This window comes from Burkholderia sp. 22PA0106 (assembly GCF_047497155.1).
GTDB lineage: Bacteria > Pseudomonadota > Gammaproteobacteria > Burkholderiales > Burkholderiaceae > Burkholderia.
Genome location: NZ_CP163162.1, coordinates 3,308,857 through 3,331,854, shown reverse-complemented (window position 1 = coordinate 3,331,854; position 22,998 = coordinate 3,308,857). Strand labels below are relative to the sequence as shown.

Here is a 22,998-nt window from a genome sequence, read left to right as displayed (position 1 = left end):
CCCCGGCGCAGGCGGGCATGAAGCCCGCGCCGCACGCGATTTACGCGGCGAGCTTGGTGGCGGCGTCGTCGATCAGCGGACGCGACAGCGCGAGCTCTTCGAGCAGCGGTTCGGTATAAACGGCGCCGGTTTCGCGTTCGAGGCGGGCGATGGTCAGGGCCGAGCGCGCCGTGTCCTTCGGCATGGCGATGAAGCGTTTCACCGATTCGCCGCCCGTGAAGGCGTCGAACAGGGCGGCGCGCACGTCGTCGGGCAGCGTCTTGGTCCACTGGTAGGGCTTGCCGTTGAACGTGATGGACGGCGGCAGCACGCGCTCCTTCTTGCTGGCCGAGATCAGGCCGTAGGTGCGAGCCGCGTCGCCGATCTGTTCGGGCGAGAACAGTTCGTCGGGCGAGATATCGAATTGCGTGATGTACGACTCGATCGCCTGCATGGCGGCCGCGCGGTCGTCGCGCTTTTTCTGCGCGCGGGCAACGATATCGCGCAGTTCATCCGCCTCTTCGGGCGTGATCGTGAAGCTTGCCTGCTTCTGCTGAAGTTCGGAGAAACGCTGGAATTCGAGATCGGTCAGAAGTTTGGCCATGAGGGTCATCGTGAGCGCGCCGCTCGGTAAGCGGGCGTCGTTTGCGGAAGGGGCCGCCATTTTAGCGTCGTGCGGCGATGCGATCCAGCACGCGCTTGCCGTTTCCGGTTCGTGCGGCGGTTGCGAGCCGGTGCAAGCGAGCACCGGCGGGCCTCTCGCGGCTTGCGCGCCGTTGCGCCGCACGAGGGATTCGCTGGGCGAGACCCCGCTCGATGTCCGCTCGCGGCCCCATTCGTGCCTCAGCCAGGCTCAGGCTCGGCTCAGGCTCGGCTCAAGCCCGGCTCAAGCCGCGTGCAGGTCGCTCATCGACAGCCCGCCCGCGGTGCGGCGCAGCAGTTCGGTGACGTCGTCGAGCGACGGGCCGCCGGCTGCGTCGATCCGCTGCACGTACGGGCAGGTCAGCACCGCGATGGCGTGGCCCGATGGCCCGAGCACCGGGAACGCCAGATCGGTGACGCCGTAGGCGCGACGCGATTCCTGGCGGAGACAGCCGTCGGCGCGCAGGGTCGTGGCGGTGGCTTCGAATGCGGCGGCGTCGAACGGCGCCGCGCCGGCCAGCTTCGCGTGTTGGCCGGCCATGTGCTCGCGCTGGCCTCGGGTCTGGAACGCCAGCATCAATTGACCGCAGGCGGTGTCGGCCAGGCCGACGCGCGAGCCGAGGCGCACGGTGATGCCCCACGCGCCCGGGTCGTCCACCTGCGCGATCACGAGCAGGCTGCCGCGATCGTAGACGGACAAGTGGCAGGACTGGCCGGCCGTGTCGGCGAAACGCTGCATCAGCGGCAGCGCCTCGTCGATCAGGCGGCTCATCGGCGGATGGCGGTGGGCGAGCGCGAACAGCTTGAGGCTCAGCGTGTAGCGGTCGCCTCCCGACGAACGCGTGACGTACTGGCGCGCCACCAGGCGTTCGAGCATCCGGTAGATCTCGCTCGCATTGCGGCTCAGTTGCTTGGTGATTTCGGTGCGGGTCAGGCCTTCTTTCTGCTCCGCAAGCAGTTCGAGGATGTCGAGCCCCTTGTCGAGCGCCGGTGCGCGGTAACGCTCGACTTCCTCGAGGGGGCAGGGGGGCGTGGCGGGTTTCGAGAAAGCTGCAGGTGTGATCGGCATGGTGATTCGTCATTGCATGGCCGGGCGCTCGTGAGCCGATGAAGCGGCGAGCGTGCCCGGCCTGGGCTTACAGGAATTGCAGTCGGCGTGGCGCATCTGGCAGTGAACGCGCTCCGCCGCCATCGGGCGAACGCCCGGAGCAGGGGAATCGATGGCGCTGTTTATCGAGCGGAGGTAAACGAAAAGAAATGGATCGTAGGCATGATATCGCCCGGTTGGCGAGCGAATTTAGTGGTGGGGTTCGAGCCGAGTTTCCTCGATCGGGCGAGAGGCCCGCCGCTTCGTGGTGATGGTCGTGTCCGAGCGTTGTCAACGTGTTGTCATGTGACAACATCCGATGCGATCGTGACCCGATAATCGTCGTATTTCCCCAAGCATTGCGTCGGCAGCGTGTCCGTTTATCGCACGCGCCGGCATGTGCAACGGCGGTTTGCCGGCCGCCGCGCGCGGGTGGCAACGCAGGCACAATCGGTCGTCGCCGCCGGTCCGGCGGTTCAACCGCAGGAAGCTCGTCATGAAACTGTTGCGTTACGGCCCGGTGGGCCAGGAAAAGCCCGGTCTGCTCGATGCGCAAGGCCAGATCCGCGATCTGTCGGCGGTGATCCCCGATCTTGCTGGCGACGCGCTGTCGGATGTGTCGTTCGAGCGGCTGCGTGCGCTCGATGTCGGTGCGCTCCCGCTCGTGCCTGGCGCGCCGCGCATCGGCGCGTGCGTTGGCCAGATCGGCAAGTTCGTCTGCATTGGTCTGAACTATGCCGATCACGCGGCGGAATCGGGGCTGGCCGTGCCCACCGAACCCGTGGTGTTCGCGAAATGGACGAGCGCAGTGTGCGGGCCGGACGACGGCATCGAAATTCCGCGCGATTCGGTCAAGACCGATTGGGAAGTGGAACTCGGCGTGGTGATCGGGCGCGCCTGCAAGAACGTCGACGAAGCCGATGCGCTCGACTACGTGGCCGGCTACTGCGTGATCAACGATGTGTCCGAGCGCGAATGGCAGATCGAGCGCGGCGGCCAATGGGACAAGGGCAAGGGGTTCGACACGTTCGGCCCGATCGGCCCGTGGCTCGTCACGCGCGACGAGGTGGCCGATCCGCAGCAGCTCGACCTGTGGCTCGAAGTGGATGGCCATCGCTACCAGAACGGCAACACGCGCACGATGATCTTCGGCGTCGCGAAGGTGATCGCCTACCTGTCGCGCTGCATGAGCCTCCAACCCGGCGACGTGATCTCGACCGGCACGCCGCCCGGCGTGGGGATGGGCGTGAAGCCGTCGCCCGTCTATCTGAAGCCGGGCCAGACGGTGCGTCTCGGGATCGCCGGCCTCGGCGAGCAACGTCAGACGACGCGCGCCGCTGTCTGAACCCGGCGGGCCGTTCAGCGGCCCCGAGCCGGTTCCGGAAAGATCCGGCAACACGCCGCAGCACGCCGAAACATTCGCACGGAAATCATCGCCGCCGATGGATGGTTGCTTGCGCACCTAATAAGTGCACCCGCGCTTTTCCGCATCTTCTCCCGCGCTTCGCGGCATCGCGCGCCGTGGCCGCCCCCGATTCAATTCGCCACCCGCATCCTTTTCAGCGGTCGCTGATTTATTACAGAGCCGGAGAACTCCCGTAAAAAAACATCGTTGCGCTATTCAGGAAATCGCCTCGAAACCGGGTTGCACCTCGATTAGTCCAACCCCGTAAATTGCCGGGAAATTGCTGAAAAGCCAGCGCCGGCAAGGCTTTCCAAAGTGCCATTCGGCATCGGCGGGCACGATGCCGGGCGACTTGTCGGATCCGTTTCCCGACCCCCAATTCTTATCAATGAATCGGGAATGGAAATTCATCAATTATTCCAGGTAGGTAAGCGGTCTTTCGTGACGTTTCAGATAGTTGTTTCGTGCGAATCTCGATTCGCGTCGCGGTTTGCCCGAATGGCGGGCGCATCGCACGACGTCTTTTCCACGAAATGCTACGGAGCTCACCATGGATCGCGTTAATCCTTCCCTTCTCGCCACCGGTTCGCTGCTTGTCGACCCGATCATCCCGCCCGTCGATCTGCCGCTGCGCAGCGAACGTCTGCCATTTACGATCCGCGCCGTCTACGACGAAGCGGATCTCGAGCGCGTGGTGGCCATGCGCCGCTCGGCCTATGGCCGTCACACGCCGGAATTCGCCGACACGATGGCGGTCGAGGCGATCGACCGCCGTCACGACACGGTCGTGCTGCTGGCCGAATCGCGTCTCGATCGGGAGCCGGTCGGCACCATGCGGATTCAGACCAACGCGCACGGGCCGTTGCCGCTTCAAGGGTCGGTGGCGCTGCCCGATTGGCTGACCGATTGCCGGCTCGCCGAAGCAACCCGGCTGGCGGTGCGCGGCGGCATGATCGGCCGCGCGGTGAAAGTCGCGCTGTGCAAGGCCTTGTTCACGTACTGCCGTGAAGCGGCAATCGACTGGATGGTGATCACGGCGCGCTCGCCGCTCGATCGTGATTACCAGTCGATGTTGTTCGACGACGTGTTCGGCGCGAACGAGTTCTTCCCGATGGCGCACGTCGGCGGCATGCCGCACCGGGTGCTGGCCAAGCCGGTTGCGGCGGCGCAGCGCCGCTGGGCGGAAGTACAGCATCCTCTGTATGGCTATGTGTTCGAGACGCACCATCCGGACATCGACGTGACGCCGCGCCGGGCCTGATGCACGGGCCGGGCCGCAGCGTTTCGCGATGCCCGGCACGCCCGGCCTTCGGGCCGGGCGCATGGGCCGCTGTCGGTCATCATCCTTCACATTTAAAGGCAGCGGAACGCATGAAGGCCGATTAGAATCGGGAACGTTTCGGGGTGCGACAGGAGGAGAGGAGTTATGCGGTTGTCCGAGTGGGTTTCAGAATTCAGACAGCTGACCAGCGGGCGATTTTTCGACCGCGGCTTCGATCTGTTCTCCATCTATCTCGTCCCCGCGCTGCTCGCCGTTGCCACGGCGCTGTTCTTCTCGGTGTCGCCGTCGGGCAATGTGGCGATCGACACCGTCCCGCTCGGCTTCCACGCCTATATCGATCGCACCGGCCAGGCCTCGCGGGCCGATGCCGCGCGCGAGCTGAATGCCGCGCCCGTCACCCTGCGCTTCGGCACCCATCTTTCCGAATATCCGGTCTGGATGCGGCTCGATGGCCAGCCGGCCGCCGCGCAACCCGATACCCACAATTACGTCGCCTTCGCGTCGCGGCACGCCAAATCGCTGTCGTGCTGGAACGCCGATACGCTCGCGCCGCTCGGCAGCGCCGACCGCATCACCACGCAAGGCGCGATGCAGACGGCCGCCGCCGGTTTCGCGCTGCGTATCGACGCGGCCAACGACGGTGCGGCGATCCTCTGCCGCGGCTTCTACAGCGGCCCGGCCTACGTCACGGCGAGCCGCCTGACCGGGCGCGCGCTGTCGGCCACGCGCCTGCAGTTCGAGCGCAGCGCCTCGCTGATCTGCGGCGGCCTGCTGACGCTGGCGATCTTCATCTTCGTCACGGCCGTGATCAACCGCGAGTGGACCTACGTGGTGTTCGCGGTGTGGTTGGTCGGCAACCAGCGCCTGGCCGCCAACGCGCTCGGCTTCGACAACATCTGGCTCGACCACACGATCCCGCCGAACTGGATCGACTTCGTCCGGCAACTGACGTTCTCGGTGTATTACATCGTGACGGTCTCGCTGTTCGGGCGGCTGTTCCGCCGCGAGATCGGCCAGGTTTCGCTGCTGTGGCTGCTGAAGATCGTCCAGGTAGGCGGCGGCCTGATGCTGCTGCTGGCCGTGGTGCTGCCGTACCGGCTGTATATCCCCGCGCTGTGGGCGCTGGCCGGCATCGGCATGTTGATGCTGCTGTTCGTGCTCGCGCAGATGCTGCTGCGCGCCCGCACGCGCACCGTGATCTGGTATGTGGCGTCGCTGTCGGTGGTGCTGTTCTCGATCCTGTCCGAAGTGTTCGCGGCCGCGCTCGGCACGCGCATGCTGTTCGGCGTGCTGAACCCGGTGGCCACCTCGCTGGCGTCGAGCATGATGGCCGCGTTCGCGATCGCCGAGCAGATGCGCGCCGACCGCGCCCGCCGCCAGAAATCCGAAACCGAACTGCGCAATACCTACGAACTGACGCCGATCGGCCTGTTCACGCTCGATCCCGACGGCCGCTTCGCGCGCGCGAACCCGGCGTTGCTGTCGATGCTCGGCCTCGATCGCGATACCTACCGCGAGCGGCTCTGGATCGACTTCTTCGACAAGGGCTCGTGGACGCAACTGCGCGAGCTGGCCATGCGGGGCGGCGCGAGCGCCGTCGAAATCAACGGTGCGCACGACGCGCACACCATGAACCACCGCTACTCGCTGCGCGCGATCTTCTCCGAGAACGCCTACGAAGGCTCGCTGGAGGAAGTCACCGAGCGCGCCGAGGCCGTCGCGCGGCTGCATTACCTGGCCGAGCACGATTCGCTGACGCGCGCGCTGAACCGGCGCGGCATCGAGCATGTGATGGAAGGCCTGCTGGCGGCGCGCACCCCCTGGTCGGTCGCCTATGTCGATCTTGACCGCTTCAAGCTGATCAACGACATGTTCGGCCACGCCTCCGGCGACGAGGTGCTGCGCCAGCTCGTGGTGCGCATGAAGTCCTGCCTCGACGGGCGCGGCGTCATCGGCCGGATCGGCGGCGACGAATTCGTCTGCGTATTCGCCAACACCAGCGTCGACGAGGCCGCCGCGCTGTGCCTGCGCCTCGAAAGCGCGGTCAGCGGCTTGCCCTACCCCATCGGCAGCCGCGCGTTCCGCGTGCGCGCCTCGATCGGCGTGGTCGAATGCATGCCGAACATGTCGGTGCAGGACGTAGTGGCGCACGCGGATCTCGCCTGCCGCGAGTCGAAGCGCGACGGCAACGGCAAGGTGATCGTCTACCGCAGCGACGCGCTCGACGTCGAGCGCCGCTCGCGCGATATCGCGCTGATCGGCACGCTCAAGGAAGACACCATCCCCGACGGGCTGCTGCTGGCCATGCAGCCGATCGTGTCGGTCACGCATGCGAGCGAGGCGCTCGATTTCGAGGTGCTGCTGCGGCTGCGTCGCGAGGACGGCACGGTCCTGAGCGCGGTCGATTTCATCGATGCGTTCGAGCGCTCCGGCACGATCGGCGCGATCGATTTGTGGGTGCTGTCGATGGTGCTCGACTGGATCGAGGCCAACCGGCACACGCTGGTCAAGACGCGCTTCATCTGCGTGAATTTGAGCGGCGCGTCGCTGAACGACGAGCGCGTGGTGGCCGAAATCTTCCGGCGGCTCGAGGCGCATGCGTCGATCGTCCATTTCCTGTGCCTGGAGATCACCGAGACGGTGGCGCTGCACGACCTCAAGACGAGCCAGCATTTCATCGCGCGCGCGCACGACATGGGCATCCGCATCGCGCTCGACGATTTCGGCGCGGGCCACACGTCGTTCAAGTACCTGAAGGCGCTGTCGGCCGACGCGCTGAAGATCGACGGCGAGTTCGTGAAGACCATGTGCGAGCATCCGGCCGACATCGCGATCGTCGAATCGATCGTCAACCTCGCCAAGAACCTCGGCATGCGCACCATCGCCGAATGGGTCGAGGACGTGAAGACCTTCGAGGCGCTGCGCTCGATCGGCGTGGATTACGTGCAGGGTTACGCGGTGGGGCGCCCGACCGCGCCCGAGCGGATTCTCGCGGCCGTCTCCGGCCTCGACTTCGTGGAGATCGACGCGATCCGGCGCGTGCTGGCCGAGCCGGCGAATGCCGAGACGGGCGGCCCGTCGTTCGAGGCAGGCTGAAGCCGGGCGGCGCGTTGGAACCCGCGGGAAGGTGTGGCGTGAAGAGCGGCGCGCAACGCCGGCCCGATGCGAGGAGAGGAGGAGACCCGCAATCGAGACCGGCGCGCGCCGCAAGCCGTGAACAACGAGAAATACAACAAGCGGCACCGCAAATGGGAACCGCAGCCCGGGCCGGCGAACCGGCCCGGTTTCACATCATCAGAAGTCGGTCGTCATCGACAGCCAGATCGAACGCGGAGCGCCTTGCGACAGATAGCTGTAATTCGACACCGCCGCCCAGTACGACTTGTTCGCCACGTTACGCACCGTCACGCGGAAGGTTGTGTCCTTCTTGAACAGTTGGGTCGTGTAGCGTGCGCCGAGATCGAAGCGGTTCCACGACGGGATCGTCATCGTGTTGGCCGTATCGACATATTCCGAGCTGGTGTGAATCCAGCGCGCAGTCAGTGTTGCGCCCGGCAGCATCGGCAGGTCGTATTCGGCGTTCGCCGTAAACGTGAACTTCGGTACGCCGATCGGGCGATTGCCGTCGGTCGCGCCGTTCAACGTATTGCGCAGCGTTGCATCGATATAGCTCATGCCGGCAATCAGACGCAATCCCTTCATCGGCTCGCCGTTAATCGACAGTTCCGCGCCGCGGTGACGTTCTTCGCCGTCCGCAGCAAAGACGTTGGTCGTCGGGTTCGTGTATGCCGATGGCTTTTCGATTTGATAGAGCGCGAACGCAGCGCCGAAGCTGCCGGCGTCGTACTTGGTGCCGACCTCGTACTGCTTCGAACGATACGGAGCGAGCGTCTGACCGTAATTGTTCGCGGTCGTTGGCGCGGAGTCTCCTTGGGTCAGTGCTTCCGAGCGGTTCGCGTAGATCGCCCAGTTGTCTGTCGGCTTGACCACAAGGCCGAACACCGGCGTGGTGACCGACTGGCTGTAGACGCTGCTGACCGGACCGGAATACAGATAGTTGGTGGTGGAGAGCGACTGGTTGCGCGCGCCGATCGTGAACAGTACGCGATCATGGAAAAAGCCGAGCGTGTCCGAGACGGCGACACTGCGCGTCCATGTCATCACGGTCGTGCTCGGGTCCGCCGGGTTACCGCCAACGTAGGTCGTGGGCGGATACGGTACGGCTGCCGGATTGTCGAGCGAACCGGGGTAGGTACCAGATGGGAGCGTGTAGGCCGTGCGCGTGTCCAGGCGCGAGAACGCGGCACCGACCGCCACCATGTGCGAAACGGGGCCGGTCGAGAAATGGCCGCGCACACCGGTTTCGGCCGACTGGGCATTCTGCTTGTACGGCACGCCCATACGGCTCATCGTCACGGCGCCCGTCGACACGTTGTAGGTCGGCGACACATACTCGCCGTTCTCGTCGGTGTGACGCATGCCGCCCGCGACATAGGCCGTCCAGCCGGGCGCGAAGTCGTATTCGGCACGCAGGATACCGACGGTGTCTTCCAGGTCGCTGAACGCCCAGGGTTGCGAGTAGTTACCGGTGGCCGACGGCGGAGCCGGGATCGCGCCCGAACCCGTGGTGTAGACCGTGCTGCGGCCTTCGTCGGTACGGTCACGCTGATGCAGGAAATCCGCGTACAGGCGCAGCTTGTCGCCGCGATAGTCGAGCGACAGCGACTGCGTGGTGGCGCGATGGTGCGCGTCGTCGATGTCGGTCGAGCCGCCGCTGGTGGCCTGGTTGGCGCGGATGCCGAACTGGCCTTCGCTGCCGAAGCGGCGGCCGATGTCGATGTGCTCGCCCACTTGGCCGCCGGTGCTGCCGTCGAGCGTGACACGCGTGAGCGGCTTGTCGTCGGCACGCTTGAGCTGGATGTTGATGCCGCCGCCGACGGCCGAGCCGTTCGGCGACGCGCCGCTCAGGAACGCGTTGGCGCCTTTCAGCACGTCGACACGCTCCACCGCATCGGTGGCAACAAGCTGGCGCGGCGTGACGCCGTACAGGCCGTTCATCGAGATGTCGTCGCCGGCCAGCGTGAAGCCGCGAATCACGAAGGTCTGCGAGAAGTTGCCGTAGCCGAACGCGCTCCGCACGGCCGGATCGTTATCGAGCACGTCCGCCAGCGTACGCGCCTGCTGGTCTTCGATCAGCTTCGACGTGTAGGTGGTCATGCTGAACGGCACGTTGATGTTGCGCTGCTTGCCGAGCACGCCGTAATCCGCGCCGCGCGCCACTTGGCCGCCGCCGAAGGTCGGCGACAGGTCGCCGGGCAGCTCCTCGAGCTTGCCCTTGACGGCGACGGTCGGCAGCACGGCGGTGGCGGACGCGCTGGCCGGTGCGGCGGTGCTGGTTTGCGCCGAAGCGGCGGCAGGGAAGGCGCAGGCTGCCGCAAGCGACAGGCAGGCCCAGGAAATCGGCGAAAGAGCCCAGGCGGGCGAAGGGTTGCTGGATGACATAGGACGCACTAACGGATTGATGAAATCTCCGTCCCAGGGCGTCGTTCGGAATCCGGGCGGGCCGGCCATTCCGTCAATCGGTCCTGCGAGCATTGGACGAAGCGGGACGGCACTTTTTATTGAGACGCGACTATAAATTAAATGCGAATCATTGTCATCTTCAAAGTAATTCTCATGTCGGAATGTAACAACAGGCGGGGTGAAGGACGGGTAGGTGGGCGTGAAGGCCCCGCCGGGCGGGCTTCGCGGGGATGTCGGGGCGAGCCGGTGCGGCGCTGAGGCCGCCCGACGCGCCGCCTCAGCGGGGGCGTTTCGGCTTGACGGCGTGGGTGCCGGTGCCTGCGGCGGTGGCGGCCAGCTTGCGCCACAGCGTCGTCTTGCTGATGCCGAGCACGGCGCAGGCGCGCTCGCGGTCGCCATCGCAGGCGTCGAGCACGGCGCGGATTTCGTCGGCTTCGACGCGGCGGCGGCGTTCGTGGAGTGTCGGCGCGGCGTCCTGCGGTGCGGCGAGCGCCTCCGTGCCGACGCTCTCGCCCGGTACGAACAGCTCCGGCGCGATCGCGTACAGCGCATCGAGCGACAACGGCGCACTGCCGTCATCGCTTTCTCTATCGCTCTCGTCTTCCGCCAATTCCACCGCGATCCGCTCGATCACGTTCTGCAACTCGCGCACGTTGCCCGGCCAGCGGTGCCGCGCCAGCGCGCTCGCCACCGGCGCGACGATGCGCGCCGCATCCCCGGCGTCGCGCACGCGCGTGGCGAGCCGAGGCTCGCGCCGCGCCGCCTGCGCGAGCAGTTCGGCGGCCAGCGCGGCGATATCGGCGGGCCGCTCGCGCAGCGGCGGCAGCGCGATGTTGAGGATGTTGAGCCGGTAGTAGAGATCGGCGCGGAAGCTGCCGGCCTCCACCGCGTCGAGCAGCGTGCGGTGCGTGGCGGCCACGATCCGCACGTCGATGCGGATCGGTTCGGTCGAGCCGAGCCGCACCACCTCGCGCTCCTGCAACACGCGCAGCAGCCGGCTTTGCAGCGACAGCGGCATTTCGCCGATTTCGTCGAGAAACAGCGTGCCGCGATGCGCGGCTTCGAACAGGCCCGCCTTGCCGCCGCGCCGCGCGCCGGTGAACGCGCCCTCGTCATAGCCGAACAGCTCGCTTTCGAGCAGCGCTTCGGGGAACGCGCCGCAATTCATCGCCACGAACGGGAACGCGCGGCGCGCGCTCAGGGCGTGCAGGCTCTGCGCGATCATTTCCTTGCCGGTGCCGCTTTCGCCGAGCACCAGCACGGTGGCGTCCGATTTGGCATAGCGGCGCGCCAGCTCGCGCACGCGCGCCATCGGCGCGGATTCGCCGATCACGTCGTCGAGCCGGTAGCGCGCCGAAAAGCGCTGCGCGTGCGGCTGCGAACGCAGCGTGCGGTCGAGCCGCTCCACCGCGCGCGATTCCTGGAACGTCAGCACGCTGCCGGTGGCCGCGCCGCTGGCCGCCAGCGGACCGCGATGCACCACGTAGCGCACGCCGCGCACGGTCGCCAGCGTGTCGCCGTCGGCGCCGCGCAGCGCGGCCAGCTCGGGCGTCAGGTCGTCGAGCACGCGGCCCACGGCCGCTTGCGGATCGACGCCGAGCGCCAGCGCCAGCCGCGCGTTGATGGCCTCCACGCGGCCGCGCGCGTCGAGCGCCACCACGCCGTCGCGCAAGTGCTGGAGCAGGTTGTCGAGGCGCTGGCGGCGCAGCCCCTCGGCGTGCGTGGCGTGCGCCACTTCGAGCGCGGTATCCACGGCCGCGCGCACCGCGGCGTGCGAATAGAGGAACACGGTGTTCATGCCGGCCGCGCTGGCGAGATCGGTCACGAGGCCGGGGCCGACCACGGTATCGATGCCGCGCGCCTGCAGCTCGCGCACGCGCGCCTCGGCTTCCGGGCGCGACTGGTAGCTGGCGAACACGATGTCCAGCCCGAACGCGGCGGCGAAGCGGCGCAGGTCGGCCGGCGTGTCGCCGTAGCTGACCAGCGCGACGGGCGCGGCGGCGTCGCGCCGGGCGCGCGCCAGCGCATGCAGCAGGTCGTGGCCGGTGGGGCTGACCAGCACCACCGGCACGTCCACATGGGTTTTCAGGTACATGCCGTTCGAGCCGGCCGCGACGATCGCGTCGGGCCGCTCCGTGCCGGCCGTCGCCAGCGCGGCGATCGCCTCGTCGTAGCCGCTCACCACGATCCGCAGATCGGCGCGCGCGGCGTATTCGTCGGCCAGGTCGCGAAACAGCGCGCGCAGCCGGCTGATGCCGACCGCCCAGATGCGCGGGCGAAGGGGCGGGGCGGGATCGGGCGTCATGGCGGCTGGGATCGATGGCGATCGACGGAAGCGGGCGTGCATTATCGCCGTTGCATTTCAAATTTGAAATCGCGGGTTTCCATAATGAACTCTATTTGTGCCGCACCGAATCGCATTTCGATTGCGAATCAGCCACTTAGCGCCGAACATCGAGGCTGGCCCGGGTCTTGCACTATCCAGCGGCAACGACACATGTCAGGAGACACTCGATGGGCAGTTCCCCGCTTTCCAGCGCCGGCGCGAGATTTCGCGCCGCCGTCGCCGCCGAATCGCCGCTGCAGGTGGTGGGCGCGATTACCGCCTACGCCGCCAAGATGGCCGAGGCCAGCGGCTTCAAGGCCGTCTATCTGTCGGGCGGCGGCGTGGCCGCCAATTCGCTCGGCATGCCCGATCTCGGCATCAGCACCATGGACGACGTGCTGATCGACGCGAACCGCATCACCAACGCCACCGATCTGCCGCTGCTGGTCGATATCGACACCGGCTGGGGCGGCGCCTTCAACATCGCGCGCACCATCCGTTCGTTCATCAAGGCCGGCGTGGCGGCCGTGCACCTGGAAGACCAGGTCGGCCAGAAGCGCTGCGGCCACCGGCCCGGCAAGGAATGCGTGCCGACCGCCGAGATGGTCGACCGCATCAAGGCGGCGGTCGACGCGCGCACCGACGATCAGTTCGTCATCATGGCCCGCACCGATGTGGCCGCCGTCGAGGGGCTGGACGCGGCGATCGAGCGCGCGCAGGCCTATGTCGAGGCCGGCGCGGACATGATCTTCCCCGAGGCGATGAAGACGCTCGACGATTACCGTCGCGTCAAGGCGGCGGTTCAGGTGCCGATCCTCGCGAACCTCACGGAATTCGGCTCCACGCCGATGTTCACGCTCGACGAGCTGCGCGGCGTGAACGTCGATATCGCGCTTTACTGCTGCGGCGCGTATCGTGCGATGAACAAGGCGGCGTTGAACTTCTACGAGACCGTGCGCCGCGACGGCACCCAGAAGGCCGCCGTCCCGACCATGCAGACGCGCGCGGAGCTGTACGACTTCCTCGGCTACCACGCCTACGAAGACAAGCTCGACGAACTGTTCAGCCAGGGCCGGCACTGAGCCGCCCGAGCCGCCTGTCGCCAGGCAACGCAAACCAAGAACGGACCCTCCACCCGGATCAGGAGTACATCAGATGAGCGAGACGAAAGACGCGGCCCCGGCCGCAGCGGGCGGCTTCAAGCCGAAGAAATCGGTGGCGCTGTCGGGCGTGACCGCCGGCAACACCGCGCTGTGCACGGTCGGCCGCACCGGCAACGATCTGCACTATCGCGGTTACGACATCCTCGACGTGGCCGAAACCTGCGAGTTCGAGGAAATCGCCTACCTGCTGGTGCACGAAAAGCTGCCGTCGCGGGCCGAACTGGCCGCCTACAAGAGCAAGCTGCGCGCGATGCGCGGCCTGCCGTCCGCGCTGAAAACGGCGCTGGAGGCGATTCCCGCCTCGGCGCACCCGATGGACGTGATGCGCACCGGCGTGTCGGTGCTCGGCACCGTGCTGCCCGAGAAGGACGATCACAACCTGCCCGGCGCGCGCGACATCGCCGACCGCCTGATGGCCTCGCTCGGCTCGATGCTGCTGTACTGGTATCACTGGTCGCACAACGGCCGCCGCATCGAAACCGAAACCGACGACGATTCGATCGGCGGCCATTTCCTGCACCTGCTGCACGGCAAGACGCCGTCGAAGGCGTGGGTCGATGCGATGCACGTCTCGCTGATCCTCTACGCCGAGCACGAATTCAACGCATCCACGTTCACGACGCGCGTGATCGCGGGCACCGGCTCCGACATCTATTCGGCCATCACCGGCGGGATCGGCGCGCTGCGCGGCCCGAAGCACGGCGGCGCGAACGAGGTGGCGTACGAAATCCAGAGCCGCTACCGCGACGCCGACGACGCCGAGGCCGACATCCGCCGCCGCGTCGAGAACAAGGAAGTCGTGATCGGCTTCGGCCATCCGGTCTACACGATCTCGGACCCGCGCAACAAGGTCATCAAGGAAGTCGCGCGCAAGCTGTCGAAGGAGGCCGGCGACACGCGGCTGTACGAGATCGCCGAGCGGCTCGAATCGGTCATGTGGGACGCCAAGAAAATGTTCCCGAACCTCGACTGGTTCAGCGCCGTGTCGTACCGCCAGATGGGCGTGCCGACCGCGATGTTTACGCCGCTGTTCGTGATCGCGCGCACCTCCGGCTGGAGCGCGCACATCATCGAGCAGCGCGTCGACAACAAGATCATCCGACCGAGCGCCAACTACACCGGGCCGGAAGACCTGAAGTTCGTGCCGATCGAGCAACGCTGATCGCGCCCGGGGCGGCCCACGGGCCGCCCTTCGTTGAACTCCCCGCAAGCCCAGAACATGAATACCGCCAATCGCAAACCGCTGCCCGGCACCGGGCTGGATTATTTCGACGCGCGCGCCGCCGTCGAGGCCCTCGCGCCCGGCGCGTGGGACACGCTGCCCTACACCTCGCGCGTGCTGGCCGAGAACCTGGTGCGCCGTTGCGAGCCCGCGCGGCTCGACGACGCGCTGCGCCAGCTGATCGAACGCCGCCGCGACAGCGACTTCCCGTGGTACCCGGCGCGCGTCGTCTGCCACGACATCCTCGGCCAGACCGCGCTGGTCGATCTCGCCGGCCTGCGCGACGCGATCGCGGCGGGCGGCGGCGATCCGGCCAAGGTCAATCCGGTGGTGCCGGTGCAACTGATCGTCGATCACTCGCTGGCCGTGGAATGCGGCGGCTTCGATCCCGATGCGTTCGCCAAGAATCGCGCGATCGAGGATCGCCGCAACGAGGATCGCTTCCACTTCATCGACTGGACCAAGACGGCCTTCGAGAACGTGGACGTGATCCCGCCCGGCAACGGCATCATGCATCAGATCAACCTGGAGAAGATGTCGCCGGTGATCGGCACGCAGGACGGCGTGGCCTATCCCGATACCTGCGTCGGCACCGACAGCCACACGCCGCACGTGGATGCGCTCGGCGTGATCGCGATCGGCGTGGGCGGCCTCGAAGCCGAGAACGTGATGCTCGGCCGCGCGTCGTGGATGCGGCTGCCCGACATCGTCGGCGTGGAGCTGACCGGCGAGCGCCAGCCCGGCATTACCGCCACCGACATCGTGCTCGCGCTGACCGAATTTCTGCGCAAGCAGAAGGTGGTGGGCGCGTACCTCGAATTCCGCGGTGCCGGCGCGGCCAGCCTGACGCTCGGCGACCGCGCGACGATCTCGAACATGGCGCCCGAATACGGCGCCACCGCCGCGATGTTCTTCATCGACGGCCGCACGCTCGACTATCTGCGCCTGACCGGCCGCAGCGACGAGCAGGTCGCGCTGGTCGAAACCTACGCGAAGACGGCCGGCCTGTGGGCCGACAGCCTCGTGAACGCGCAGTACGAACGCACGCTCGCGTTCGACCTGTCGACGGTGGTGCGCAACATGGCCGGCCCGTCGAACCCGCACAAGCGGCTGCCGACGCGCGAGCTGGCCGAGCGCGGCATCGCCGCGCCGCACGAGGACATCGCCGGGCAGATGCCCGACGGCGCGGTGATCATCGCCGCCATCACGAGCTGCACCAACACCAGCAACCCGCGCAACGTGATCGCGGCCGGCCTGCTGGCGCGCAACGCGCGTGCGCGCGGCCTGGCCCGCAAGCCGTGGGTGAAAAGTTCGCTCGCGCCCGGCTCGAAAACGGTCGAGCTGTACCTGAAGGAAGCGGGGCTGCTGGCCGATCTCGAAGCGCTCGGCTTCGGCATCGTCGCGTTCGCCTGCACCACCTGCAACGGCATGTCGGGCGCGCTCGACGCCGATATCCAGCAGGAAATCGTCGCGCGCGACCTGTACGCCACGGCGGTGCTGTCCGGCAATCGCAACTTCGACGGCCGCATCCACCCGTACGCGAAGCAGGCGTTCCTGGCCTCGCCGCCGCTGGTGGTGGCCTACGCGATCGCCGGCACGATCCGCTTCGACATCGAGAACGACGTGCTCGGCGAGGATGCCGACGGCAAGCCGGTCTTGCTCGCCGATATCTGGCCCGACGACGCCGAGATCGACGCGATCGTCGCCGCGAGCGTCAAGCCCGAGCAGTTCCGGCTGGTGTACGAGCCGATGTTCGCGCGCACCGAGCAGGCGGGCGCCAGCGTCGCGCCGCTCTACGACTGGCGGCCGCAAAGCACCTACATCCGCCGGCCGCCTTACTGGGAAGGCGCGCTGGCGGGCGAGCGCACGCTGGCCGGGATGCGCGCGCTGGCGGTGCTCGGCGACAACATCACCACCGATCACCTGTCGCCGTCGAACGCGATCATGGCCAATAGCGCGGCCGGCGAATATCTCGCCAAGATGGGCGTGCCCGAGGAGGATTTCAATTCCTACGCCACCCATCGCGGCGATCACCTGACCGCGCAGCGCGCCACGTTCGCCAACCCCACGCTCGTCAACGAGATGGCGGTGGTGGACGGCGCCGTGAAAAAGGGCTCGCTCGCGCGCATCGAGCCGGAGGGCAAGGTGGTGCGGATGTGGGAGGCGATCGAAACCTACATGGAGCGCAAGCAGCCGCTGATCGTGGTCGCGGGCGCGGATTACGGCCAGGGATCGTCGCGCGACTGGGCGGCCAAGGGCGTGCGGCTCGCGGGCGTGGAGGCGATCGTCGCGGAGGGCTTCGAGCGAATCCACCGCACCAACCTGATCGGGATGGGCGTGCTGCCGCTCGAATTCAAGCCCGACGCGAACCGCCTGACGCTCGGCATCGACGGCACCGAAACCTTCGACGTGATCGGCGAGCGCAAGCCGCGTGCCGACCTGACGCTGGTGATCCACCGCGCCAACGGCACGCGCGTGGAGGTGCCGGTGACGTGCCGGCTCGATACCGCCGAGGAAGTGTCGATCTACGAGGCGGGCGGCGTGCTGCAACGCTTCGCGCAGGATTTCCTCGAATCGTCGCAGGCAGCGTGAGCGTCGCGGCCGGCGCGTGCGACGGCCCATTGCATCGGGCGGGGCGGCTGCGGCCGCCTCGCGTTCGGGCGGCCCGCACGCCGCCCTCGTCATTTCAGGAAGCATCACCATGGCCCACGTTCCCCAAATCCGGATTCCCGCCACCTATTTGCGCGGCGGCACCAGCAAGGGCGTGTTCTTCCGGCTGGACGACCTGCCGGAAGCCGCCCGCACGCCCGGCGCGGCGCGCGACGCGCTGCTGCTGCGCGTGATCGGCAGCCCCGACCCGTACGGCAAGCAGACCGACGGCATGGGCGGCGCCACCTCCAGCACCAGCAAGACGGTGATCGTGTCGCGCAGCACGCGGCCCGGTCACGATGTGGATTACCTGTTCGGCCAGGTCGCGATCGACAAGGCGTTCATCGACTGGAGCGGCAACTGCGGCAACCTGTCGGCGGCGGTCGGGCCGTTCGCGATTTCCGGCGGGCTGGTCGAGGCGTCGCGGGTGCCGGAAAACGGCGTGGCCGTGGTGCGCATCTGGCAGGCCAACATCGGCAAGACCATCGTTGCGCATGTGCCGATCACGAACGGCGAGGTGCAGGAAACCGGCGATTTCGAACTCGACGGCGTGACGTTCCCCGCCGCCGAAGTGCAGCTCGAATTCATGGACCCGGCCGCCGACGAAGACGGCGCGGGCGGCGCGATGTTCCCGACCGGGCATCTGGTGGACGACCTGGAGGTGCCCGGCATCGGCACGCTGAAGGCCACCATGATCAACGCCGGCATTCCGACCATCTTCGTCAACGCCGAGGCGATCGGCTACACCGGCACCGAACTGCAGGGCGCGATCAACGGCGACGACGCCGCGCTCCAGCGCTTCGAGACGATCCGCGCCTACGGCGCGCTGCGCATGGGCCTGATCCGCTCGCTCGACGAGATCGCGCAGCGCCAGCACACGCCGAAGATCGCGTTCGTCGCGCCGCCGGCCGATTACGTGGCGTCGAGCGGCAAGGCAGTCGGCGCGAAGGATGTGGACCTGCTGGTGCGCGCGATGTCGATGGGCAAGCTGCACCACGCGATGATGGGCACGGCGGCCGTGGCGATCGGCACCGCCGCCGCGATCCCGGGCACGCTCGTCAATCTGGCGGCTGGCGGCGGCGAGCGCGAGGCGGTGCGCTTCGGGCATCCGTCGGGCACGCTGCGGGTGGGCGCGCAGGCCAGTCAGATTGGCGGCGAGTGGGTGGTCACCAAGGCGATCATGAGCCGCAGCGCGCGGGTGCTGATGGAAGGCACGGTGCGCGTGCCGGGCGATGCGTTTTGAGCGGTGTCGATTGATCGATGCTTGAACGGCGCGGGGCGCGCTGCGCGCCCCGCCCGAATCCGGTGCGGCCCGCGTGTCAGGCCGCCGTCTCCTGCGCCAGTTCGGCGCGGTCGTCCCCGAGCCGGTTGATGGTGCCCTGCGCCACCGCCACCAACCGCTCCTCCTTGCCGTTCACCACGAATACATGACATTGGCAGGTGGCCTGATTGCGGCCGCCGTGCAGCAGCTTCGCGCGCGCGAGCAGGCGGCCGCTGGTGGCCGGACGCAGGTAGTTGATCTTGTATTCGCCGGTGACCACGCGGGGGCCGAGCGCGAGCGCGCCCGCGAAGGTCAGGGCGTTGTCGGCCAGATAGCTGATCACGCCGCCGTGCACGAAACCGTGCTGTTGCCTGAGCTCGTCCCGGATCGGCAGGCTGAGCGCGACTTCGTCTCCGCCGATGGTCATCAGTTCCGTACCGAGCAGCATGCTGAACGGCTGGGCGAGAAGCGCGCCGCGCGCGTGATCCACGATGTCCGTCATCGACCTTCCTTGGCAGTGGGCGGGGCCGTGCCCCGTGCAACCGACAGGGGGCCGGCGCTTGCGCTTCACTCTAGGAAGCGCCCGGCCGATACGCAAGGAGATTCGCGGCGCGATGGCCGCTCATCCGCACCGCACGCGCGGCACGCGGCTTGCTTGACGGGCGCTGCCCGGCGCTCCGCGCTCAACGCGCGCCGGGCAGCGCCGCGTAGGCGGTGACGAGGTGGTAGGGCGTGGTGGACGGCAGGTCGGCGCGCGCGATCGCGCCGTCGGCCGTCTTGCATTCGAACCAGCCGCGCGGATGCAGGAAGCGCGCCGCGAAGCGTTCGGTCTGCACGGCCAGATCGGGCGAGCCGGGTTGCGCGCCGCGCGTGGCGAGCGCGCGCAGGTATTCGGTCTGCGCCCAGATCCGCTGGGTGGCGTCGAGGCACACGCCGTGCGCGTCGGTGGCCGCGCACACACCGCCCGTGACGGTATCCACGCCATGCCGTTCCGCGAACCGGTACGCGCGTTCGAGCGCGTCGGCCAGCCCGGTCGGGGCCAGCCGCGCGCCGGCCTCGTGCACCAGATAGAACCATTCGAACTGGTGGCCCGGCTCGAAGCGGTTGCCTTCGCTGCCCAGCGGCAGTTCCGCGACGCAGCCGGTGCCCGGATCGACGAAGCGCCGTTCGACCGCCTGCGCGGTGCGCAGCAGGGCCGCGTCGAAGGCGGCGTCGCCGAACGCGCTGGCGGCCGCGAGCCACGCTTCGGTCAGGTGCATCAGCGGGTTTTGCAGCGGCGGGCCGTCGAGTCGAGAGAAATTCTCGGCGCGTGCGGCGTCGAGGCAGGCGTCGCCGGGGGCCGGCGCGAAACGATCCTCGATCAGCGCGGCGGTGTGTTCGGCACGCTGGCGCGCGTCGCGATTGCCGGTGGCGGCGAAGTACGCCGCGCAGGCGAACACGATGAACGCGTGGGTGTAGAGATCCTTGCTGCGGTCGAGCGGCGCGCCTTGCGCATCGACGCTGTAGAACCAGCCGCCGTGTTGCCGATCGAGGAAGTTCCGGCACAATCCGTCGAACAGGGTATCCGCCTGAGCCAGGTCGCCCGCGTTCGCAAACACGAACAACTGACGCGCGCAGGCCATCGCACGGAACCGCGTGACGGGCAGCGGGGCGTGGGTATCGGGCGCAACGGCCTCGAACGGAAGCCCCATCGACGGGTCGAACCCTGGCCCGCGCCACAGCGGCAGCACGATTTCCGCGAAATGCCGGCGCAAGTCGGCGGCCTGGTCGATGGCGGGGCGGGTAGCGGACATCATCAAAACTCGTTGGTCTATCAAGGTGCGGCGGCGCGCCGGCGGCCGGGCGAAGCGCCCGTGGCCGGCGTCATTGCGCCGACACAATAACAGGAAGGAGAGAACGCATGCTCAACAACTTCGAACTCATCATGCGGCTCGTTCTCGCGGCCGTACTCGGCAGCGTGGTCGGTTTCGAACGCGAACGGCTGTCGTGGGCCGCCGGCCTGCGCACCCACATGCTGGTGTGCGTCGGCTCGGCGCTGATCATGATCGTGTCCGCGTTCGGTTTCGCCGACGTGCTCGGCAAGCCGCAGATCGTGCTCGATCCGTCGCGGATCGCCGCGCAGGTCGTGTCGGGCATCGGCTTTCTCGGCGCGGGCTCGATCCTGATGCGCGGCGAGATCGTGCGCGGCCTGACCACGGCCGCGAGCCTGTGGTCGGTGGCGGCGGTCGGGCTGGCAGTGGGCGGCGGGCTCTACGTGGCCGCGATCGCGGCCACTGTGATCGTGCTGGTGATCCTGGCCGGCATCAAGCCGCTCGAAAAGCGCTACATCACCGTGCGCCAGCGCCGCCACATGACGCTGCTGGTCGAACGCGGCTCGCTGACCTTTTCGACGCTGCACACGGCGCTCGGCACCGACAGCGCGCGCGTCAAGCAATTCATCGTGCAGCAGAGCGAGGAGCAGCCCGAATGCGACGACGTGACGATCTCGCTGGCGCGCGTCTCGTCCCTCGAATACGAGCGGATCGCCACGCAATTGCGCAAGCTGCCGGGCGTGCAGTTGTTCAAGGAGCAGGAGGGTTTGGCCGGCGCGGAATGAGGCGAAACAAAGGCGCGTTGCGGGCGCGCCGCACTTCGCGCGGGACGAGCGGGCGGCCGTGCGACAATGCGGCCTTTCCGTCCCCGAGGCTGCTGGTTGCCGGGCATCCGGGCCGGCTCGCAGGCGATCGACATCGAGTGGTCGCGTCTGACGGGGCGGCGCGGATCGCGATGTCCGCGGCCCTTGCTCCATGATCGAATCCCGAGTGCCATCCCGTCCCCGTTCCCCCCGCTCTCCCCGTGCGACGAAGCCGGCTCGCCGGCGCAGCGCCGCCGCGGCGAGCGGCGATTCGCCCGCGCGCGCGACCTTGCGTGTCGAGGGTGACGGCGCGGTGGCGCCGGCTTCCGTGTCTGCTGCGGTGGATGAAACGGCAGCAGCGGTGGCGGATGTGCAGGGCGAGCACGCGATCGACTTGTTCGGCGCGGTGCCGCCCGGTGCGCATGACGGGCAGGCTCGGAGTGCGGTGGCGGTGGCCGCCGAGCACGAGGCCGCCGTGGAGGCTGTGGAAGCCTTGGCGCAGAGTTCGCAGCAAGGCAGCTTCGATGGCTTCGATTTGCCTGCCGAAGCAGCGACGGTGGAGGGGCAGGCTTCGGTTGCTGTGCCGGCTTCGTCAACAGCCTCGTCAACGACGAGCGACGCACTCGCGCAAGCCATCGCGAACACGGATGCCGTTGCCGAGGCGATGGCGCACGAAGCGGAACCTGCCGTCGATGTGACCGAAGTGGTCGCGGCGGTGCAGGAGGCGGTGGCGGGTTTGGCGGCCGCCGACGTGGTTGCGGCGTCGGGCGCTTCGGCCCCCGACACCACCGCCGCGCAAGCCAAGGCAGGTGCCGCCAAGCGCGGTGGTGGCCGACGTGCCGAATCGGGCGCGGCGAAGCGCAAGGCCGCGCCGGCCGTGGCGGCGGACGCGACGCCCGCGACGCCCGCGCCGGTCAGCGAGGCCATTCGCAAGCCGGCATCGGCCGTGAATCCGAGCCCGAGCCTCGCCGCCGAAGCCGCGCCCACGCCGGCCGAGGCGGCCCCTGTCATCGATCTCGACGCGCAACTGAATCCGCTGTCCGATCGCCTGCGCGCGCTGCAGCTCGAAACCGTCGACCTGCGCCGCGCGGCCGACCGCGAGATGCGTCGCGTGAACCGCCTGCTGCTCGCGCTCGCGGCGGTGGTGCTGATCGCGATCGTGGCGCTGGGCCTGCAGACGACGGCGCTGTCGAGCGCGCATCGCGACGCCGACGCACTGCAACGCCGGGTCGATCACCTGACTTCCTCGCAGGAAACCCAGCAGGCCAATCTTGCTGCGATGCAGCAGCGTGCCGACGAACTCGGCGTGCAGGTACAGCGCCTGACCAATCGCAGCGCCGTGGCTCCGCGTCCGCAACCGGCGCGCCGCGAACGCCGCCCTCGCTAGGTACAACAGGCTTCGACCCTGAAATGATCAAGCCGGCCGTCTTGCGACGCGCCGGCTTTTTTATTCGGGGCGGCATGCTATGCGTCGGCATGTCGCGTCGCGTTTACCGCACAGAATGCTGCGGCGCACTAGATTTGATTGGGGAAAACCCTTAATATTCGTTCCTAGGGAAAACCCTGATCACCACTGCCCAGCCGGGAGCCGCACATGACCCTCATCTTCGCCCTGCTTCAAAAGATCGACGATCTGTTCGTTTCGCCGCATCTGCCGCTCGACCGCGACTACTCGTACGCTGCCCGCCACGCGGAAGCCGAGCGTCAGCGCAAGTCGCACATCTCGCGTTTCGGCCTGCTGCGCCGCTGATTTCCGCCGCATTCCTGCTGCCGTACGTTCGATTCGTGTCCCCGATTCGTCACGATTCGTCCCGCTGAAAACCAAGAAGCTCGCGCGCCGCATGA

Annotated in this window: 17 protein-coding genes; 10 read left to right on the top strand and 7 right to left on the bottom strand. The window is 67.8% G+C overall.

Annotated features, from left to right (window positions below; all coding sequences use genetic code 11):
• Positions 1 to 40: 40 nt before the first annotated feature.
• Together AB4850_RS14530 and AB4850_RS14525 are read right to left on the bottom strand one after the other, a co-directional pair.
• On the bottom strand, positions 41 to 592 hold the full coding sequence (locus AB4850_RS14530) for a hypothetical protein (protein ID WP_414440509.1): 552 nt from the start codon (positions 590 to 592) through the stop codon (positions 41 to 43).
• A 273-nt stretch (positions 593 to 865) separates the two neighbouring features.
• The gene (locus AB4850_RS14525) at positions 866 to 1,690 is read right to left on the bottom strand and encodes an IclR family transcriptional regulator (RefSeq protein WP_414440508.1); all 825 of its coding nucleotides are present in this window, start codon (positions 1,688 to 1,690) and stop codon (positions 866 to 868) included.
• 514 nt (positions 1,691 to 2,204) lie between these two features.
• On the opposite strand from AB4850_RS14525, the gene AB4850_RS14520 reads away from it, so the two are divergent.
• The gene (locus AB4850_RS14520; RefSeq protein ID WP_414440507.1) at positions 2,205 to 3,053 is read left to right on the top strand and encodes an ureidoglycolate lyase; all 849 of its coding nucleotides are present in this window, start codon (positions 2,205 to 2,207) and stop codon (positions 3,051 to 3,053) included.
• Between the two features lie 276 nt (positions 3,054 to 3,329).
• On the opposite strand, the gene AB4850_RS14515 is transcribed toward AB4850_RS14520, so the two are convergent.
• Complete coding sequence (locus AB4850_RS14515; protein ID WP_414440506.1) at positions 3,330 to 3,524, bottom strand: hypothetical protein; 195 nt, start codon at positions 3,522 to 3,524, stop codon at positions 3,330 to 3,332.
• Positions 3,525 to 3,663: 139 nt separating this feature from the next.
• Here AB4850_RS14515 and AB4850_RS14510 point away from each other — a divergent pair, with 139 nt between their 5' ends.
• Positions 3,664 to 4,374, top strand: coding sequence for an N-acyl amino acid synthase FeeM domain-containing protein (locus AB4850_RS14510; RefSeq protein ID WP_414440505.1), 711 nt, complete (start codon positions 3,664 to 3,666; stop codon positions 4,372 to 4,374).
• Positions 4,375 to 4,539: 165 nt separating this feature from the next.
• Positions 4,540 to 7,491, top strand: a complete 2,952-nt coding sequence (locus AB4850_RS14505; protein ID WP_414440504.1) for a putative bifunctional diguanylate cyclase/phosphodiesterase — start codon at positions 4,540 to 4,542, stop codon at positions 7,489 to 7,491.
• 198 nt (positions 7,492 to 7,689) lie between these two features.
• On the opposite strand, the gene AB4850_RS14500 is transcribed toward AB4850_RS14505, so the two are convergent.
• Positions 7,690 to 9,897 carry a TonB-dependent receptor gene (locus AB4850_RS14500; RefSeq protein ID WP_414440503.1) on the bottom strand — a complete coding sequence of 736 codons (2,208 nt, stop codon included), beginning with the start codon at positions 9,895 to 9,897 and terminating at the stop codon, positions 7,690 to 7,692.
• A gap of 298 nt (positions 9,898 to 10,195) precedes the next feature.
• Complete coding sequence (gene prpR, locus AB4850_RS14495) at positions 10,196 to 12,223, bottom strand: propionate catabolism operon regulatory protein PrpR (protein WP_414440502.1); 2,028 nt, start codon at positions 12,221 to 12,223, stop codon at positions 10,196 to 10,198.
• Between the two features lie 209 nt (positions 12,224 to 12,432).
• Here prpR and prpB point away from each other — a divergent pair, with 209 nt between their 5' ends.
• The 4 genes from prpB (at position 12,433) to prpF (ending at position 18,521) form a co-directional block, all read left to right on the top strand.
• The gene (gene prpB, locus AB4850_RS14490; protein ID WP_414440501.1) at positions 12,433 to 13,326 is read left to right on the top strand and encodes a methylisocitrate lyase; all 894 of its coding nucleotides are present in this window, start codon (positions 12,433 to 12,435) and stop codon (positions 13,324 to 13,326) included.
• Between the two features lie 73 nt (positions 13,327 to 13,399).
• Positions 13,400 to 14,569 carry a 2-methylcitrate synthase gene (gene prpC, locus AB4850_RS14485; RefSeq protein WP_414440500.1) on the top strand — a complete coding sequence of 390 codons (1,170 nt, stop codon included), beginning with the start codon at positions 13,400 to 13,402 and terminating at the stop codon, positions 14,567 to 14,569.
• Positions 14,570 to 14,626: 57 nt separating this feature from the next.
• Complete coding sequence (gene acnD / locus AB4850_RS14480) at positions 14,627 to 17,221, top strand: Fe/S-dependent 2-methylisocitrate dehydratase AcnD (RefSeq protein ID WP_414440499.1); 2,595 nt, start codon at positions 14,627 to 14,629, stop codon at positions 17,219 to 17,221.
• A gap of 109 nt (positions 17,222 to 17,330) precedes the next feature.
• Positions 17,331 to 18,521, top strand: coding sequence for a 2-methylaconitate cis-trans isomerase PrpF (prpF, locus tag AB4850_RS14475; RefSeq protein WP_414440498.1), 1,191 nt, complete (start codon positions 17,331 to 17,333; stop codon positions 18,519 to 18,521).
• A gap of 76 nt (positions 18,522 to 18,597) precedes the next feature.
• Here prpF and AB4850_RS14470 read toward each other — a convergent pair whose 3' ends face one another.
• Both AB4850_RS14470 and AB4850_RS14465 read right to left on the bottom strand, forming a co-directional pair.
• A complete protein-coding gene (locus AB4850_RS14470) occupies positions 18,598 to 19,041 on the bottom strand; it encodes a PaaI family thioesterase (RefSeq protein ID WP_414440497.1) in 444 nt (147 codons plus the stop codon).
• A gap of 181 nt (positions 19,042 to 19,222) precedes the next feature.
• Positions 19,223 to 20,332: an AGE family epimerase/isomerase gene (locus tag AB4850_RS14465; RefSeq protein ID WP_414440496.1), complete on the bottom strand. Its 1,110-nt coding sequence runs from the start codon at positions 20,330 to 20,332 to the stop codon at positions 19,223 to 19,225.
• 107 nt (positions 20,333 to 20,439) lie between these two features.
• On the opposite strand from AB4850_RS14465, the gene AB4850_RS14460 reads away from it, so the two are divergent.
• The 3 genes from AB4850_RS14460 (at position 20,440) to AB4850_RS14450 (ending at position 22,903) form a co-directional block, all read left to right on the top strand.
• Positions 20,440 to 21,135 carry an MgtC/SapB family protein gene (locus tag AB4850_RS14460; protein WP_414440495.1) on the top strand — a complete coding sequence of 232 codons (696 nt, stop codon included), beginning with the start codon at positions 20,440 to 20,442 and terminating at the stop codon, positions 21,133 to 21,135.
• A gap of 307 nt (positions 21,136 to 21,442) precedes the next feature.
• Positions 21,443 to 22,540 carry a hypothetical protein gene (locus AB4850_RS14455; protein ID WP_414440494.1) on the top strand — a complete coding sequence of 366 codons (1,098 nt, stop codon included), beginning with the start codon at positions 21,443 to 21,445 and terminating at the stop codon, positions 22,538 to 22,540.
• Between the two features lie 207 nt (positions 22,541 to 22,747).
• On the top strand, positions 22,748 to 22,903 hold the full coding sequence (locus tag AB4850_RS14450; protein ID WP_414440493.1) for a hypothetical protein: 156 nt from the start codon (positions 22,748 to 22,750) through the stop codon (positions 22,901 to 22,903).
• The last annotated feature ends 95 nt before the right edge of the window (positions 22,904 to 22,998 follow it).

Coding starts and splice junctions, on each gene's coding strand:
- AB4850_RS14530 (WP_414440509.1), bottom strand. CDS start 592: ATGACCCTCATGGCCAAACTTCTGACCGATCTCGAATTCCAGCGTTTC.
- AB4850_RS14525 (WP_414440508.1), bottom strand. CDS start 1,690: ATGCCGATCACACCTGCAGCTTTCTCGAAACCCGCCACGCCCCCCTGC.
- AB4850_RS14520 (WP_414440507.1), top strand. CDS start 2,205: ATGAAACTGTTGCGTTACGGCCCGGTGGGCCAGGAAAAGCCCGGTCTG.
- AB4850_RS14515 (WP_414440506.1), bottom strand. CDS start 3,524: ATGAATTTCCATTCCCGATTCATTGATAAGAATTGGGGGTCGGGAAAC.
- AB4850_RS14510 (WP_414440505.1), top strand. CDS start 3,664: ATGGATCGCGTTAATCCTTCCCTTCTCGCCACCGGTTCGCTGCTTGTC.
- AB4850_RS14505 (WP_414440504.1), top strand. CDS start 4,540: ATGCGGTTGTCCGAGTGGGTTTCAGAATTCAGACAGCTGACCAGCGGG.
- AB4850_RS14500 (WP_414440503.1), bottom strand. CDS start 9,897: ATGTCATCCAGCAACCCTTCGCCCGCCTGGGCTCTTTCGCCGATTTCC.
- prpR (WP_414440502.1), bottom strand. CDS start 12,223: ATGACGCCCGATCCCGCCCCGCCCCTTCGCCCGCGCATCTGGGCGGTC.
- prpB (WP_414440501.1), top strand. CDS start 12,433: ATGGGCAGTTCCCCGCTTTCCAGCGCCGGCGCGAGATTTCGCGCCGCC.
- prpC (WP_414440500.1), top strand. CDS start 13,400: ATGAGCGAGACGAAAGACGCGGCCCCGGCCGCAGCGGGCGGCTTCAAG.
- acnD (WP_414440499.1), top strand. CDS start 14,627: ATGAATACCGCCAATCGCAAACCGCTGCCCGGCACCGGGCTGGATTAT.
- prpF (WP_414440498.1), top strand. CDS start 17,331: ATGGCCCACGTTCCCCAAATCCGGATTCCCGCCACCTATTTGCGCGGC.
- AB4850_RS14470 (WP_414440497.1), bottom strand. CDS start 19,041: ATGACGGACATCGTGGATCACGCGCGCGGCGCGCTTCTCGCCCAGCCG.
- AB4850_RS14465 (WP_414440496.1), bottom strand. CDS start 20,332: ATGTCCGCTACCCGCCCCGCCATCGACCAGGCCGCCGACTTGCGCCGG.
- AB4850_RS14460 (WP_414440495.1), top strand. CDS start 20,440: ATGCTCAACAACTTCGAACTCATCATGCGGCTCGTTCTCGCGGCCGTA.
- AB4850_RS14450 (WP_414440493.1), top strand. CDS start 22,748: ATGACCCTCATCTTCGCCCTGCTTCAAAAGATCGACGATCTGTTCGTT.